Genomic DNA, 14,738 nt, shown 5'->3' with positions numbered 1-14,738 from the left:
TAATCAGTCTGTTGGTTACTGATTAATGACTTAACTTAAAGTTAAGACGGTGACTTGGCACCATACAATCATCTATCATTAAAACTGATTAGCAAGATTTTAATCAAGAATACAATAAAAAGCTATGTTCTGGCCGACATTGTGTCTTATTTTATAACGCTATCACGATTTATATCAGTTTTACACTCATATCTCATACAAAAGACACACAGCTTTGTATTACAAATGATCAAGCCATTGAGAATATTTGTATATAACAATTAGTTTTTTGCTTTTTTTACGTTATTATTTATTGACCACATAAAAATAACAACAAAACAGGTTTAATTGTCCATCATTTGTCTCTAGCCAGCGCCTGCTGTCAATCTAAGTGCATCAACCATGATAATATCGTCTTTAATCTAAAAGTATCTGTCATTTAAATAAAAGAACCGCTGTCTCATTGCCAGTCTAATGAATGGTGATCGAGTAAGCCGATACTGATTTATATGCACTCACCGTTGCCAAGGCCCAGACAAACCTCTGTAAATAAACCCTCGAAATAATTAAGTGACTCTCATGAATATTAATTTTGATGATGTAGAAAAAATCATTGCGCTTGCCGAGCGTTCTGATATCGAATCTCTTGAAGTTGTTGATGGCGAGCAACGTATCCACGTGGTGGTACGCCAGTCGGTTTCTGATAACAGCTCAAACGTCAGTAGCTCAACCGCACAGGTCGCACAATCGACCAGCCGTGTGTCTAATGACAGTACTGCTAGTCAGCAAGCTGCTTCAGAGATATCAGCAGACACCAAAGCTGAAACAGATACTGCTCCTGAAGGCGATGCGATTGTGGCGCCGATGATGGGTACCTTCTATTTGCGCTCAGAGCCAAGCGCTGATGTGTTTGTTAATGAAGGCGATAGCGTCAGCGCCGGTGACACGCTGTGTGTGATTGAAGCGATGAAAATCATGCATGAGGTCAAAGCGGAAAGCGACTGTGTGATTGACCGTATCTTAATCACTGAAGGCGATGTGGTCGACTTTGGTCAGAAGTTATTTGAAACGCACAGCAGCTGATTTTAGTGCCACTATAAATCACCATTTATATGTCATTTGCTTGTTTAATAATCACTGTATCTATTAATAATTATTGTGTCTAAAAAATGCTAGGAAGCAGTCATGTTTAAAAAGATTCTTATTGCTAACCGTGGCGAAATCGCGCTGCGTATTGTGCGGGCCTGTAAAAAAATGGGTATCGACTCTGTCGTGGTCTACTCTGAAATGGACAAAGACTCCATGGCCGTCCGTCTAGCCGACGAAAGCGTGTGCATCGGCCCTGCTCCTGCCAATAAAAGCTATTTGAATCAAGATGCTATCTTGTCTGCAGCCTTGATGACAGGTGCTGAAGCGATTCATCCTGGTTATGGGTTTTTAGCAGAAAATGCACAGTTTGCAGAGCGTATTGAGCAAGCAGGCCTGACCTTTATTGGCCCAACAGCCAAAAACATTCGTCAAATGGGCGATAAGGTCGAAGCAAAACGACAAATGATATTAGCAGGCGTACCTTGTGTGCCTGGCTCTGAAGGCGCACTGCCTCACGACAACGATGCCATTATTAAACTGGCCGCAGAAGTCGGCTATCCGGTGATTATTAAAGCAGCCAGTGGCGGTGGCGGCCGTGGTATGCGTGTGGTCCACAAAGAAAGTGAGCTGATTAACGCTATTGCTGTGACCCGTAGCGAAGCGGATGCTAACTTTGGTAGCTCTGTGGTTTATATGGAGCGTTATCTTGAAAAGCCACGCCATGTCGAGGTTCAAGTATTAGCAGATAAGCACGGTCATGCCATTCACTTGGGTGAGCGAGACTGCTCGATGCAGCGCCGTCATCAAAAAATCATTGAAGAAGCGCCAGCACCGGGCATCACTGAAGAGCAGCGTCGCCAAATTGGTGAAGCGTGCGTTAAAGCCTGTCAGACCATGAATTATGTTGGCGCAGGTACGTTTGAGTTCTTATTTGAAAACGGCGAGTTCTTCTTTATCGAGATGAATACCCGTATTCAGGTAGAGCACACCATTAGTGAGCTGATTACTGGCATTGATATTATCCAAGCCCAAATCTTGGTGTCATCGGGCCAACCGCTACCCTATAAGCAAGAAGATATCACTTTCTCAGGCCATGCGTTTGAATGCCGTATTAATGCTGAAAACCCGTATACCTTTATGCCAACGCCAGGTCGTATTAGCTACTGTCACCTGCCAGCGGGCTTTGGTGTGCGTGTCGACAGTCACATTGAGACCGGTTATACCGTACCGCCCTCTTATGACAGCTTAATTGCCAAAATTTGTGTGCATGGCTTAACGCGTAAGGATGCCATCAAACGCATGCAAGCGACTTTAAGCGAAGCCAAGATTGAAGGTATCGACACCAATATTGCTTTGCATCAGCGTTTGTTTACAGATGAAGGCTTTAAACAGGGTCAAGTGAGTATTCACTATTTAGAACAGTGGATTGAGAAGAATATCTCGAATCATTAACTCTCAAGTTCACTGACTTTAAAAGACGCCTGTTTTTAAAGATTAAAGATAGCTCGAATACAAAGGATGCAAACGATGCAAACGCCCACAGCCCAAACAGACAATAATAACTCAGCCATGCAGTGGCAACTGTGTAGTGAAACCAGTCTTGCGCTGTACATGCAGCCGCCGATTACGCTCGAAAAGCAGCAAACCTGTTGGGCATTGGCAGATCGTATTGAGCAGCTTGATGCCGTGGTTGAGGTCATTATTGGTATGAATGCGCTTAGCGTGTTTACCAAGCCTTTGAGTTTTAACGAGCTCAATGATTTGCAACAGCAGCTTGCGGATATCAGCCAAGATACTGACGCCAAAGACATTCAAGGCAAGCATATTGAAATTCCGGTGCATTACGGCGGTCAATATGGCCCTGACTTAAAACCAATGGCAGAGTCGCTTGGACTATCAGTTGAAGAAGTGGTTCGTTTGCACACAGAAGCGACTTATACCGTTTACTTTATTGGCTTTCAGCCAGGTTTCCCGTATTTGGGCGGCTTATCTGAAAAACTGCACTTCCCAAGACGTGAGACCCCGCGTACCAAGGTTCCGGCAGGTTCAGTTGGTATCGGCGGTGAGCAAACGGGCGTTTATCCGTTCTCGTCACCTGGCGGCTGGCAGCTTTTGGGACAAACTGAGATGCCACTGTTTGATTTAACCCAAACACCGCCAACCGCATTAAGTGCGGGCGATACGCTTCAGTTTAAAGCCATCGATATTCACGATGCATAACCAAGCCCAATTAGGCACTATAACTAATTAGTGTGATAACGAATAAGCACACATAATAAACAATAAGCGCCATACATTAATAAGAACCAGAAACAGGCAATCACAATGAAAATTTTAGCCTTAAACGCACTCGCAAGCATTCAAGATAAGGGACGCTTTGGCTTTCGCGGCTTAGGCATTGGCACCAACGGTGTCATGGATCCGTGGGCACTACAAGCCGGCAATGCTCTCATGAAAAACGAGCTGGACGAGCCTGCTATCGAGTTTGCGCTGGGTGCTATGGAGATTCAGTTTAGCCAAGATACGTGTTTTTGTTTAACCGGTGCTATTTATGAAGCTTATTTAGACGACACCCGTGTTTATGGCTACTGGCGTATCAATGCCAAAGCCGGTCAAACCTTAAAGTTGGTTCGCCCACTGCAAGGTATGTATGCCTATTTATGTGTACAAGGCGGATTTGATATCGAGCCAGTACTTGGCTCGGCCAGTACCAATACCAAAGCTGAGTTTGGCGGCAAAGACGGTCGATTCTTACAACAAGGTGATGAAATAACCTTAAAGACCACGCCGCACACGCCATTACCGGTTATCGGTGTTGCACGTATATTTAGTGATAACGATGCCGACGCACATAACGTGATTCGTATTGTCAAAAACAGCGAATACGACTGCTTCGATGACGCATCAAAAATGCGCCTCGTGCAGCAAAACTGGAAAGTGGATACCAGCAGTAACCGTATGGGCTACCGCTGCGTTGGTGATGTGGCATTAAAACCGATTGAAGATATCAGCATGGGCTCACACGGTGTGGCTGCCGGCATGATTCAAGTACCGCCACAAGGTCAGCCGATTGTATTGATGGCTGATGCGCAAACCACAGGCGGCTACCCTAAGATAGCGACCGTCATCGAAGCCGATATTGGGCTGATGGCACAAACCCGCTTTGGACAACATTGCCGTTTTGAATTGATATCAATGGAAGACGCTCTAGAGGCTCGTCAACAAAGACAGCACTACATTGAGCGCATTAGGAGATATGCAAATGACAATTAATACAAATGCGAACAACGCCAGTGTCGACTTAAACGCTGATGTGGCCGAAGGCTGTGGTCAAGACGATGCGCTAATGGGTATTGTCAGCTCAGCCAATGTTAGCTGCGGACTACACGCAGGCTCCTATCAGCATATGCTGCGCACTTTGCAACTGGCGAAAGAGAACAACGTTCGTGTCGGTGCACACCCTGGGCTTGATGACAAAGAGAACTTTGGGCGTATCGCACAAGAATTAAGTGATGACGAATATCGTGCGCTTATCAGCTATCAGCTGGGCGCCGCAAAGGCAGTATGTGACCTAGTTGGCGTTGAGCTGAGCTATGTTAAACCGCATGGTGCTTTGTATAACCAAGCCGCTAAAGATGAACATTTAGCCAACATCGTTATTAGCGAAATCAAACGCTTTGACCCAAATCTTGCGGTTATGGGGCTGTCAGGCAGCTATCTGATTAGCGTTGCCAAACAACATGGCATGACGTCAATCTCAGAAGTGTTTGCTGATAGAAACTACGAAAGCGATGGCTCTTTGGTATCACGTACTAAAGACAACGCACTCATCACAGACCCTGAGCAAGCCACACAGCATGCGCTACAGATGATTACTGAAGGTTATGTGACCAGCGTTGATGGCGTTAAAGTGCCGGTAGAAGCTCAGAGCATCTGCTTACATGGCGACAGTGAACACGCGGTGCAGTTTGCTGCTGACATTAAAGCCAAATTACAACAACAAGGCATTGCGATTACGGCATAAGCCGCTTTGCCCAACAGGAATTTATTCGTATCAAATTATTTAGATTAAAAGAAACAATCACGATAACTCTGTCTATTACAGAGTTTGTGACAGGCAAGACGGGCACTCAATACCGCTCTTGTATTATCCCATGCCCTTCATTCCAACAAGGAAGTTTATGAACAAATCAGAAAAAGCATTAAGGAAGAGCACTCTTAAAAAGAACAACACCGCCATACTGGGTGCTGCCTTTTTGATGGCAACCAGTGCGGTCGGTCCTGGGTTTTTAACCCAAACGGCAACTTTTACCGAAAGTTTAATGGCAAGCTTTGGCTTTGTAATCCTAGTATCTATTATCATGGATATCGGTGTACAGCTAAACGTTTGGCGTGTGATTGCAGTATCTAAAATGCGCGCCCAAGAAGTGGCCAACTTGGTATTCCCAGGTGTGGGTTATTTTTTAACCTTCTTGGTCGTTCTCGGCGGTCTGGCATTTAACATTGGTAATATCGGCGGCGCTGGCCTCGGTATGAACGCTATGTTTAATATCTCGCCAATCACCGGTGCATTAATCAGTGGTGTCATCGCCATTGCTATCTTCTTGAGCCGAGAGTCTGGCCCATTAATGGATAAGTTCACCCAGTTAATGGGCTTTATCTTATTGATTCTTATCATTTATGTGATGTTTAAGTCAGACCCTCCGTTTGCTGAAGCAGTCGCTCGTACAGTGATGCCAAGCAAAATTGATGCGATGGCCATTGTTACCCTAGTTGGTGGTACGGTTGGTGGTTATATCACCTTCTCAGGCGCTCACCGTCTATTAGAAGCGGGCATCAGTGGTGAAGAGAACCTACCATCAGTAACGCGCAGTTCGGTATCGGGTATTTTAATCGCCTCTATCGTGCGTGTGTTCCTATTCTTAGCGGTATTAGGCGTGGTATCACAAGGTATCGCTCTAGACCCATCTAACCCTGCAATGTCGCCATTCCAGCACATTTTAGGTAATGTTGGTAAGATCATCTTTGGTATCGTTATCTGGGCCGCTTCTGTAACATCAGTGATCGGTGCTGCTTATACTTCTGTGTCATTTATGTCTAACTTCCATCCGTTTATCGAACGCAATAAGCGCTTCTTTATTATCGGATTTATTCTGACCTCTACGCTCGTATTTGCGACCATTGGTAAGCCTGCGCAGTTATTGGTATTGGCTGGTACACTAAACGGTCTAATTCTACCGATTGCGATGATTATTATCCTAATCGCAGCGTACAGAAAGAATATTGTTGGTGATTATAAGCATCCAATATGGATTGCTGCATTTGGTTGGGTCATCGCTATTATCATGAGTGGTCTAAGCTTAATGACACTGATTAAATATTTCAGTGGCTAACAACCAGCTTACACAATTAAGTGAATTTATACAGTTTCGTTTATCGGCTTTGAGGTTTTAAAATGGACATAGAGATTATTGAAAAATTGGTACAACGTGTTGAGCGCAGTCACGTGCAACAAGTGACTGTGGCTGATGGTGCAAAATCGATCACTGTGGTGAATCGTTTGGCTGGCCAACCTATGTCTGCCGCTCAAACGGCATCTCAAAGCAGCAAAGCGTCAAACCTAGCCAACGACAATGCTAATAAACCAGCTGACTCGGCGGCTGCAATCATCAGCGCACCTTATGTGGGTTATATACAATTTAGCCCAGATGGTGGTCCTGAGCTTTTGGTTGAAGTAGGTGACAATATCGAAGTGGGCCAAACCGTGGCCTATATCGATGTGTTAAGCAAACTGATGCCTGTTGAAAGCAAAATTGCTGGTACGGTTGATGAAATCTTAGCCGAAACCGGTGATGGCGTTGAATACGGTCAGCCGTTGATTAAACTCAAATAAGCGAACGTATCTCTTAGCTGAATTTAATTGAATTAAGCTAAAAGGCTATAAAGAATCATTTCTTTATAGCCTTTTTTACGACCAATTTTTGAGCAAGTATCACCCCTATTACAGTCTGCCCTTTTACAGCTCATGTTAATCAGCCTATAATCAGCATACTTACATTTTAAAGCACGGCACCTATCTTATGACCCAATCTATGACCGATAACGACACCCCAACCTTTGATGATTTTGAACAGGCTTTTTCTGAAACCTTATTTGATAGCTTCGACAGTGGCTATTATATCGGCATGATGTCAGGCACTAGCCTAGACGGTATGGATGCGGTGATTTGCCAATTTGATGAAGTTCAAGACAACAAAATAGTTGCGACCCACAGCAAAGCATTTCCAGAGAATTTGCGTGATACCCTGCTTGCTTTATGTCAGCCAAATGGTACCAATGACTTAGCACATCCTGTTAAAAACACTATCTTAGAGCAACAACCACACAGTGAATTAGAGTGGTTTGGCTGGGCAAGTTGTGAGTATGCCAAATTTGCCAGTACCGTGGTCAATGAGCTGTTAGAACAATCCGGCATTTCGGCTGAATCAATTTTAGCCATTGGCTGTCATGGTCAAACTGTACGCCATCGCCCGAAGCTTAACTTTACCTTACAGCTTGTCGATCCGAATATTATCGCAGAACGCACAGGTATTAGCGTGGTCACAGATTTTAGACGCCGTGATATGGCAGTGGGTGGCCAAGGTGCACCACTTGCTCCTGCATTTCATTTGGCACAGTTTGGCAATACAGCATCAACGACAACAATCGACGAATCAGCCTCAGACAAACACCGTATCGTGGTCAATCTAGGCGGTATATCCAATATCACACTCTTGCCTGCCAACGACGCTGAGCAAGTTACTGGCTATGACACTGGCCCTGCCAACATCTTGCTAGATGCGTGGTATCAACATCACGTTAGCACAATCAAAGGCGACTTTGATAATGCAGAGTTTGAACCGTTATATGATAAAGACGGACAGTGGGCACGTTCTGGCTCGGTGAACCAAGCCTTGTTAGATCAACTTCTCGCTCACGAATATTTCACGCTGCCGACACCTAAGAGTACTGGCCGTGAAGACTTCAACTTAAACTGGCTCAATGCTCAAATCGCTGAGCTTGATATCGAACAGCAACAAGCGCTTAGCCCTGCCGACGTCCAAGCCACGCTAACCATGCTCACTGCGCAGACATTGACTGATGCTATTAAAGCCGAAGCCGAGCGTCTCGACATGACACAAGGCGAGCTAGTCGTCTGTGGTGGCGGCGCCTATAACGGTCATCTGCTTAAGCAAATCGCTGAATTACTGCCGCAATGGCGCGTATTAACCAGTCAAGATTTTGGCATTGCCCCAACTTGGGTAGAAGCGATGGCATTTGCGTGGCTGGCACGTCAAACCATCATGGGTGAAACTGGCAACCTGCCTGCGGTGACTGGCGCGAGCAAAGCGGTTGTTTTAGGCCAAGTGTGCTTTGCTTAGATTATGACCGCGTGAACCATATCATTAATAAAAAACCGCCAATCATTCACTGATTGGCGGTTTTTGAATGCTAGTCATCTAAAACAATCTAGATGCTATAGCCGGCTAACCTGATTATTTATTGTCGTTATTGTAATGATTGCACCCACTGCACGATTTGATTCACAGGTAATGCGCCTGATTGACGGGCAATCTCTTTACCGCCTTTAAACGCAACCATGGTCGGTAAGCTGCGAATACCATAAGGTGCAGCGGCTTGCTCAAATTGGTCGGTTTGTAGCTTAGCAAATACCACATTCGGTAATTGTGCTGCCGCTTGTTCAAACTGCGGCGCCATCATATGACACGGCTGACACCAGCTCGCCCAGAAATCGACAATGGTTAACACATCGTTTTTCTGAATGGTTTTGTGCGCAGTTTGGTCCGTTAGCATCACTGGCTTAGCAGTCAGTAGCTGATGCTGACATTTACCACACTTTGGCGATTCGGTTAGACGCGCTTGAGGAATGCGGTTGGTTGCCGCACAGTTTGGGCAAACTAGGTGAACAGATTCAGTTGTCATAATAAAGTCCTTAGGGTAATTGAAAAATACAGATTAAAATCGTTGTTGTTATTGCGATGTCTGTTTATTACGCTGCAAGTTGTTTCGATATTTATTCTTCTAATACTTAATTAATGGTTACAGTAGCGCTGATATCAAGTTGGTACTGTCCTATTTGGTTATGGTTTTATTAACCATTGTGTTTTATCTATTCAATCGAAAATATATCCACACCGCCTAATTGGTTGCAAGGTAATAACTTATTACTGGCTCAAATACTGATAGAATAGGTATCTGTTTAATGGTTTCATTTTCACTGCTCCACATAGTATTGTCACCGCTTCACATAGTAATGGTATTGTAATGCCTATGTCTCGTTCATTGTCTCTACTTATACCCCGCTGGTTGACACCTTATCCTGCCAAGTCATTACCGGCTGATGTTATCGCTGGCTTGGTAGTCGGCGTGTTAGTGATACCGCAAAGTCTAGGCTATGCGGTACTGGCTGGGCTGCCTCCGGTTTATGGTATTTACTCCTCAATTGTGCCGGTATTGGCCTATGCCTGGATTGGCTCAAGCAATGTTCAAGCAGTGGGTGCAGTCGCAATTACCGCCATTATGACCGCCGGCGGCTTACATGGCCTGGCAGAAGAAGGCACCACCCAATATGCAATGTTAGCCAGCTTGCTGGCATTGATGGTCGGTCTTATCTTATGGGGTGCTGGGCGCTTAAAGCTGGGCTGGATCATGCACTTTATCAGTCGTGGGGTCTCAGCCGGCTTTGTCAGTGCGGCCGCTGTATTGATCTTTATTAGCCAAACTAAGTATTTAACCGGTATTAATGTCTCTAGCAACACCCTACCCAACGCCCTTAACTCACTGGTGACCAACGCGCATACCTTGCATCCGCCTACCTTAATCATTGGCGGTGTGACTTTGGCCTTATTTTTGTTAAATCGCTATGCCAGTAAGCTGTTGTGGCAATCTTGGCTGCCCGACAGTGCTGCAAAATGGGCAGGGCGTTTGTTCCCTCTGATTGTGGTTATCATTGCTATCATCGCCAGCCACTTAGGCAATTGGTCCGATTATGGCATTAGGGTGATAGGCGAGATACCGTATGGCCTACCCCAGCTGACATTACCACTGCTCGACTCTCCGTCACAGATCATCACCTTGTTACCCAGAGCTGGGCTTATTGCGCTGATTGCCTTCGTTTCAAGCTGTTCGGTTGCCAGTACATACGCCAGAATGCGCGGCGAGAAGTTTGAGCCCAATGACGAGCTAAGAGGCTTGGGATTGGCCAATATAGCGGGCGGCTTTAGCCAAAGCTTTCCGGTTGCTGGCGGCTTTTCACGTACCGCAATTAATGTCGACTCAGGCGCGCGTACACCGCTGGCCAGCATTATCACCGTTGGAGTGATGATAGCGGCTTTGCTGGTGTTAAACCGCAGTCTTGCCCCGCTGCCCTATGCGTTACTTGGCGCGATGATTATGGCGTCGATTATCAGCCTGATTGATTTAGACACCTTAAAGACTGCGCTGCGCACAGACCGCTTAGATGCGATGAATTATGGCGCCACATTTTTGGGTGTTATGATATTTGGGCTAAATATTGGCTTGGTCATCGGTATTATCACCTCTTTTGCAGGACTCATCTGGCAGTCTAGTCAGCCTCATATTGCAGTGGTTGGCCGACTGGCTGGCACTGAACACTTTCGTAATATAAATCGTCACGATGTGATTACTTATGATAATCTACTGATTATGCGGGTCGATGAAAGCTTATTTTTTGGTAATAGCGAGTCTGTGCATCTTCAGATTCAAGGGGCTTTAAACAGATATCCAAAAGCCACTAATTTGGTATTAATGATGTCGGCGGTTAACCACATTGATCTCACCGCTCAAGAGATGCTGACGATGCTAAATAGAGAGCTGATGGCGCAACAAAAGCGGCTACATTTTAGCGTTATTAAAGGCCCGGTGATGGATATTATTAAAAGCACGCCTGTGATTACAGAGCTATCAGGGCGAGTATTTTTGAGTACGGTACAAGCGGTCGAGTTATTAACCGATGACGATCCCAATAATGACCAGTATCCTAAGATACAGACCACTGAATTTGTCTAATAGTGCGTGGTGCTCGTAATAACAGTCGCACCCCATCACAAGTCACACTATTGTCAGCGGTTGTCAGCAGCCACTCATCAATCGCTTTAGCCATTGCTGTTTTTACTTTTTTACCACATAAATTTACGACATAAAATAAGGCCATTTTTCATACTTATGAGTGATACATTAACGATTTATAAGCAAGTCTATCCCTATCAATGCCAAAAACTGGCTGACTTTGGCTATCGCTCACTGATTAATATCCGGCCTGATAATGAAACCATTGACCAGCCGACAAGTGAGACGCTGAGCATCGCGGCCCAGCAGGCCAACTTAGCGTACGCCTATATTCCTTATGATGAGGAGCGACTAAGCGCTGAGACTGTGATCTTATTTGCCCAGCACTATCAGCAATTACCTAAGCCTATTATGCTGTTTTGCGGCTCAGGGGCGCGCGCTAAGTTACTTTACCAAAGTGCTTTGATGCAAGGGCTACTATAATTTATTATTAATAATGATATTAATATTAAACAGCTAAAAAATATTTAAAACACAACATTCACCCCTTTAAAATTAACATTCCAATAGGAGCTTTTATGTCACATCAAGTAAGCTTTGCCGGTCAAATCACACCAGAACAAGTTCAAGAAATCGCGGACCAAGGCTTTAAAACCATTATCAATAACCGTCCAGATGGCGAAGCACCTGATCAGCCAACCAGCGCTGACATTGAAGCTGCTGCCAAAAAAGCTGGCTTGGCTTATAAAGAAATCTCATTTGCCGGTAATGAGCTAAACATCCAGCATGTTGAAGAGTTTGCCGACTACTTTAATCAAGCTGAGCAGCCTATCTTAATGTTCTGCCGTACCGGTAACCGCTCAAACGGTTTATATGAAGCCGCCAAAAAGATGGATAAATTAGACGACTAGTCCCTTGCAGCCGACGTGTGTCTAAGCCTAATCGTCACCCCTTTTGTTGATACTGTATAAAACAAGAAAATTAAGGAAATATGATATCATTGTTAATCAAAGACTGGTCTATAAAAGCCCTTAAAACACAATACAAATCACTACTGGTTGGTGCCTCAATCGGGTTATTAACTTTGGGCGCTAGCCAAGCGGCTTCAGCGATTACCACTAAAAATATCACTTATAACGTCGATAATCAGGCTTATGAGGGATATTACGCCAAAGCCGATAAGCCTAACGCACCGTTCATCTTAATGATTCATGATTGGGATGGGGTGACTGATTATGAGCGCAAACGTGCTGATATGTTGGCAGAGCAAGGCTATAACGTGTTTGCAGCAGATATGTTTGGTAAAGGCGTACACCCGCAAACCGAAGATGAGAAAATGAAGTTGACGATGGATTTGGCTAATAACCGAAACAAGATGCGTCAGCTGCTACAAGGCGCGTTAAATACTGCTCAAGCTGAAGGCAATAACGTCCAAGATGGTGTGACCATGGGTTATTGTTTTGGTGGTGAAGTTGCTCTTGAGTTGGCGCGTTCAGGCTTTCCTCAAAAAGCGTTTGTGCCGTTTCATGGTGGCTTAAAAACACCAGCGCATCAAGACTACAGCAATACCAAAGGTCAGATTTTATTATTCCACGGCTCAGCCGACCATGTAGTGCCAGTCGATCAGTTTATTGAATTAAATAAAGAGCTAGAGGCGGCAAATATTCCACATGAAATGACCCTGTATAGCGGTGCAAAACATGCCTTTACAGAGTTTGATGGTGATCAATATGATGCCACTGCCGACCAGCGCTCATGGAATCGCTACTTAGACTTTTTACAAAACCTGTATCAATAACAACCTAGGTCCTAACTCAAGCTAACTCATGGATAGACAAAGCGATAGAGCTCAGTCATCTTTAACTCTACTATCTAGCCAGCCAAGGCATCTGACCTTGGCAAGCCAATAGGAGCTCCAATGGACAATACTAATAACAATATAGAAGTGGTCAAAACTGACGATGCAACGGTTACTTTTGATAGCAATCGCTGCATTCACTCACGCAACTGTGTGTTAGGTCGCCCAGATGTGTTTGTGCCCAATGTCGACGGTGAATGGATTCATCCCGAAAATGCCTCTCCAGATGAGCTGTTAGAAATCGCTCATAACTGCCCTTCTGGCGCGATTCAAGTGTATCATCCTGATGGCACACCGATGGAAACCGCACCCAAAGTGAATACCATTCGCGTCACTGAAAATGGGCCGTCTTATATCCATGCCAAGCACAGTGTGCAAGGCGAGGATAATGGCACACGCATGGTGTTATGCCGCTGCGGTCACTCTAAGCAAAAGCCGTTTTGCGATGGCAGTCATAAAGACATTAACTTTGAAGCAACTGGCGAACCGGCATCCGTTGAAATCAAATTGCCAGAAGTCAAAGATGCCAGTGGCGGTGAGCTGCGTATTGAACCTATGAAAAATGGTCCAAACTTCATTTACGGTAATGTCGAAGTAGTAACCGGTACAGGTCGTACTATTACTCGTGATACTGAGGTGCATCTGTGCCGCTGTGGTCATTCAGCACATAAGCCATTTTGTGACAGTACTCATGTAAAAGTGGGCTTTGAAGCAGATGGGTTTGTACCACCTGCTAAAAAGTAACACAGTAAGAAGTCTGCTTAATTAACTAATACTTCGAGCATATCTCATTCAACTGCGCCCGTCCAAAATTTGGATGGGCGTTTGCAGCTATGACCATCTCAATAATCACACTGGGTAACTTGGACAACTTAAATGGCAGTGGATTATTTTCATTATTCAGCACTGTCATCTCTCCCAAACTACTGTCTGCTACCACGGTAACCCCTTGCCCTGCCATCACTAAACCTTTAATCGCGCCCACGCTATTGGTACTACACACAATATGACTGTTTATATTTAGCTGACTTAAGCCTTGCACAGCGGCATGGTGAAATGCGCAGCTTTGCTCAAATAGCACTAAAGGTACGCCTCTCGTAACTTTATAAAGTGACCGCAGCCCCTCGATATCTCCATTAAAAGCCCAAACACCTTCACTTTTCTCTAGATATTGCCCAGCCTCCCTAGTCGAAGATCGAGACACAATGGCAGTATCAATATCGCCATTGGCAAGCATCTGCTGCAAATTCGTTGAATTATTACAGGTCACATGAATGGGTAAATTAGGCACACAGCGACGTATTAGATCAATAACTTTAGGTAAAACATTACCTGCATAATCATCTGGGCAGCCCAAACGTAGTGGTCTAATGATCTGTTTACTCATGCTCATCTGCCGCATTGCATCATCATGCAAGGTAATAATATGCCGTGCATAACTGAGTAAAAACTTACCTTCTTCGGTCAACTCAAGCGATCGGCCTACCGGCGTAAACAATACTTTACCAGTTTGTTCAGCGAGCTTACCCATCTTTTGGCTAACCGCACTTTGGCTCCGGTGTACTTGCTTAGCAGCCTGAGAATAACTGCCTGTTTCTACTACGGCGATAAAGCAGCGTAATGCATCAATTTCCAACGTTTATCCTTACTAGCAATCTATTAGTTAGCTTAATTCGTTCATCACGCTTACATTAGCACACTCTATCTTATTGTTGCGCAGTGA

General features: G+C 44.8%; 16 protein-coding genes. 13 read left to right on the top strand and 3 right to left on the bottom strand.

The window, feature by feature from the left end:
- Positions 1–558 precede the first annotated feature (558 nt).
- The 8 genes from accB (at position 559) to A6J60_RS08480 (ending at position 8,489) form a co-directional block, all read left to right on the top strand.
- The gene (gene accB, locus A6J60_RS08515) at positions 559–1,062 is read left to right on the top strand and encodes an acetyl-CoA carboxylase biotin carboxyl carrier protein (RefSeq protein ID WP_096065610.1); all 504 of its coding nucleotides are present in this window, start codon (positions 559–561) and stop codon (positions 1,060–1,062) included.
- 102 nt (positions 1,063–1,164) lie between these two features.
- The gene (gene accC / locus A6J60_RS08510; RefSeq protein ID WP_096065609.1) at positions 1,165–2,520 is read left to right on the top strand and encodes an acetyl-CoA carboxylase biotin carboxylase subunit; all 1,356 of its coding nucleotides are present in this window, start codon (positions 1,165–1,167) and stop codon (positions 2,518–2,520) included.
- Between the two features lie 75 nt (positions 2,521–2,595).
- Entirely contained in the window at positions 2,596–3,288 is a 693-nt protein-coding gene (gene pxpB, locus A6J60_RS08505) for a 5-oxoprolinase subunit PxpB (RefSeq protein WP_264755573.1), read from the top strand.
- 105 nt (positions 3,289–3,393) lie between these two features.
- Positions 3,394–4,341: a biotin-dependent carboxyltransferase family protein gene (locus tag A6J60_RS08500; RefSeq protein WP_096065608.1), complete on the top strand. Its 948-nt coding sequence runs from the start codon at positions 3,394–3,396 to the stop codon at positions 4,339–4,341.
- Positions 4,331–5,092 carry a 5-oxoprolinase subunit PxpA gene (pxpA, locus tag A6J60_RS08495; protein WP_096065607.1) on the top strand — a complete coding sequence of 254 codons (762 nt, stop codon included), beginning with the start codon at positions 4,331–4,333 and terminating at the stop codon, positions 5,090–5,092. Before A6J60_RS08500 ends, pxpA begins: the two co-directional genes overlap by 11 nt.
- Before the next feature lie 157 nt (positions 5,093–5,249).
- On the top strand, positions 5,250–6,461 hold the full coding sequence (locus tag A6J60_RS08490; protein ID WP_096065606.1) for an NRAMP family divalent metal transporter: 1,212 nt from the start codon (positions 5,250–5,252) through the stop codon (positions 6,459–6,461).
- 62 nt (positions 6,462–6,523) lie between these two features.
- Positions 6,524–6,961 (top strand): acetyl-CoA carboxylase biotin carboxyl carrier protein, encoded by a 438-nt coding sequence (locus tag A6J60_RS08485; protein WP_096065605.1) that lies wholly within the window; start codon positions 6,524–6,526, stop codon positions 6,959–6,961.
- Between the two features lie 187 nt (positions 6,962–7,148).
- Positions 7,149–8,489 carry an anhydro-N-acetylmuramic acid kinase gene (locus tag A6J60_RS08480; RefSeq protein ID WP_096065604.1) on the top strand — a complete coding sequence of 447 codons (1,341 nt, stop codon included), beginning with the start codon at positions 7,149–7,151 and terminating at the stop codon, positions 8,487–8,489.
- A 127-nt stretch (positions 8,490–8,616) separates the two neighbouring features.
- Here the strand turns inward: A6J60_RS08480 and trxC are convergent, their stop codons facing one another.
- Positions 8,617–9,051, bottom strand: a complete 435-nt coding sequence (trxC, locus tag A6J60_RS08475) for a thioredoxin TrxC (RefSeq protein WP_096065603.1) — start codon at positions 9,049–9,051, stop codon at positions 8,617–8,619.
- A 348-nt stretch (positions 9,052–9,399) separates the two neighbouring features.
- Between trxC and A6J60_RS08470 the strand changes: the two genes are divergently transcribed.
- The gene (locus A6J60_RS08470) at positions 9,400–11,157 is read left to right on the top strand and encodes a SulP family inorganic anion transporter (protein WP_096066530.1); all 1,758 of its coding nucleotides are present in this window, start codon (positions 9,400–9,402) and stop codon (positions 11,155–11,157) included.
- On the opposite strand, the gene A6J60_RS13385 is transcribed toward A6J60_RS08470, so the two are convergent.
- A complete protein-coding gene (locus A6J60_RS13385) occupies positions 11,129–11,302 on the bottom strand; it encodes a hypothetical protein (RefSeq protein ID WP_193778042.1) in 174 nt (57 codons plus the stop codon). The genes A6J60_RS08470 and A6J60_RS13385 overlap by 29 nt on opposite strands.
- Before the next feature lie 11 nt (positions 11,303–11,313).
- On the opposite strand from A6J60_RS13385, the gene A6J60_RS08465 reads away from it, so the two are divergent.
- From A6J60_RS08465 to A6J60_RS08450, 4 genes are all read left to right on the top strand, one after another.
- The gene (locus A6J60_RS08465; protein WP_096065602.1) at positions 11,314–11,640 is read left to right on the top strand and encodes a beta-lactamase hydrolase domain-containing protein; all 327 of its coding nucleotides are present in this window, start codon (positions 11,314–11,316) and stop codon (positions 11,638–11,640) included.
- A gap of 95 nt (positions 11,641–11,735) precedes the next feature.
- Positions 11,736–12,068 (top strand): TIGR01244 family sulfur transferase, encoded by a 333-nt coding sequence (locus A6J60_RS08460; protein WP_096065601.1) that lies wholly within the window; start codon positions 11,736–11,738, stop codon positions 12,066–12,068.
- A gap of 80 nt (positions 12,069–12,148) precedes the next feature.
- Positions 12,149–12,955, top strand: coding sequence for a dienelactone hydrolase family protein (locus tag A6J60_RS08455; RefSeq protein WP_096065600.1), 807 nt, complete (start codon positions 12,149–12,151; stop codon positions 12,953–12,955).
- 120 nt (positions 12,956–13,075) lie between these two features.
- Positions 13,076–13,759, top strand: coding sequence for a CDGSH iron-sulfur domain-containing protein (locus A6J60_RS08450; protein WP_096065599.1), 684 nt, complete (start codon positions 13,076–13,078; stop codon positions 13,757–13,759).
- Positions 13,760–13,784: 25 nt separating this feature from the next.
- On the opposite strand, the gene A6J60_RS08445 is transcribed toward A6J60_RS08450, so the two are convergent.
- Positions 13,785–14,651: a LysR family transcriptional regulator gene (locus A6J60_RS08445; protein WP_096065598.1), complete on the bottom strand. Its 867-nt coding sequence runs from the start codon at positions 14,649–14,651 to the stop codon at positions 13,785–13,787.
- Positions 14,652–14,738 lie beyond the last annotated feature (87 nt).

Source organism: Psychrobacter sp. FDAARGOS_221 (genome assembly GCF_002313155.2).
Classification (GTDB): Bacteria; Pseudomonadota; Gammaproteobacteria; order Pseudomonadales; family Moraxellaceae; genus Psychrobacter.
Note: the sequence above shows the minus strand (reverse complement) of the source record. Positions and strands in the feature narration are given on the sequence as shown.

Excerpts from the sequence above, each read along its gene's own strand:
- A6J60_RS08500 (WP_096065608.1), top strand. The coding sequence starts at position 3,394 with ATGAAAATTTTAGCCTTAAACGCACTCGCAAGCATTCAAGATAAGGGA.
- A6J60_RS08490 (WP_096065606.1), top strand. The coding sequence starts at position 5,250 with ATGAACAAATCAGAAAAAGCATTAAGGAAGAGCACTCTTAAAAAGAAC.
- trxC (WP_096065603.1), bottom strand. The coding sequence starts at position 9,051 with ATGACAACTGAATCTGTTCACCTAGTTTGCCCAAACTGTGCGGCAACC.
- pxpB (WP_264755573.1), top strand. The coding sequence starts at position 2,596 with ATGCAAACGCCCACAGCCCAAACAGACAATAATAACTCAGCCATGCAG.
- A6J60_RS08480 (WP_096065604.1), top strand. The coding sequence starts at position 7,149 with ATGACCCAATCTATGACCGATAACGACACCCCAACCTTTGATGATTTT.
- A6J60_RS08465 (WP_096065602.1), top strand. The coding sequence starts at position 11,314 with ATGAGTGATACATTAACGATTTATAAGCAAGTCTATCCCTATCAATGC.
- accB (WP_096065610.1), top strand. The coding sequence starts at position 559 with ATGAATATTAATTTTGATGATGTAGAAAAAATCATTGCGCTTGCCGAG.
- A6J60_RS13385 (WP_193778042.1), bottom strand. The coding sequence starts at position 11,302 with ATGGCCTTATTTTATGTCGTAAATTTATGTGGTAAAAAAGTAAAAACA.
- A6J60_RS08460 (WP_096065601.1), top strand. The coding sequence starts at position 11,736 with ATGTCACATCAAGTAAGCTTTGCCGGTCAAATCACACCAGAACAAGTT.
- accC (WP_096065609.1), top strand. The coding sequence starts at position 1,165 with ATGTTTAAAAAGATTCTTATTGCTAACCGTGGCGAAATCGCGCTGCGT.
- A6J60_RS08485 (WP_096065605.1), top strand. The coding sequence starts at position 6,524 with ATGGACATAGAGATTATTGAAAAATTGGTACAACGTGTTGAGCGCAGT.
- pxpA (WP_096065607.1), top strand. The coding sequence starts at position 4,331 with ATGACAATTAATACAAATGCGAACAACGCCAGTGTCGACTTAAACGCT.
- A6J60_RS08470 (WP_096066530.1), top strand. The coding sequence starts at position 9,400 with ATGTCTCGTTCATTGTCTCTACTTATACCCCGCTGGTTGACACCTTAT.
- A6J60_RS08455 (WP_096065600.1), top strand. The coding sequence starts at position 12,149 with ATGATATCATTGTTAATCAAAGACTGGTCTATAAAAGCCCTTAAAACA.
- A6J60_RS08450 (WP_096065599.1), top strand. The coding sequence starts at position 13,076 with ATGGACAATACTAATAACAATATAGAAGTGGTCAAAACTGACGATGCA.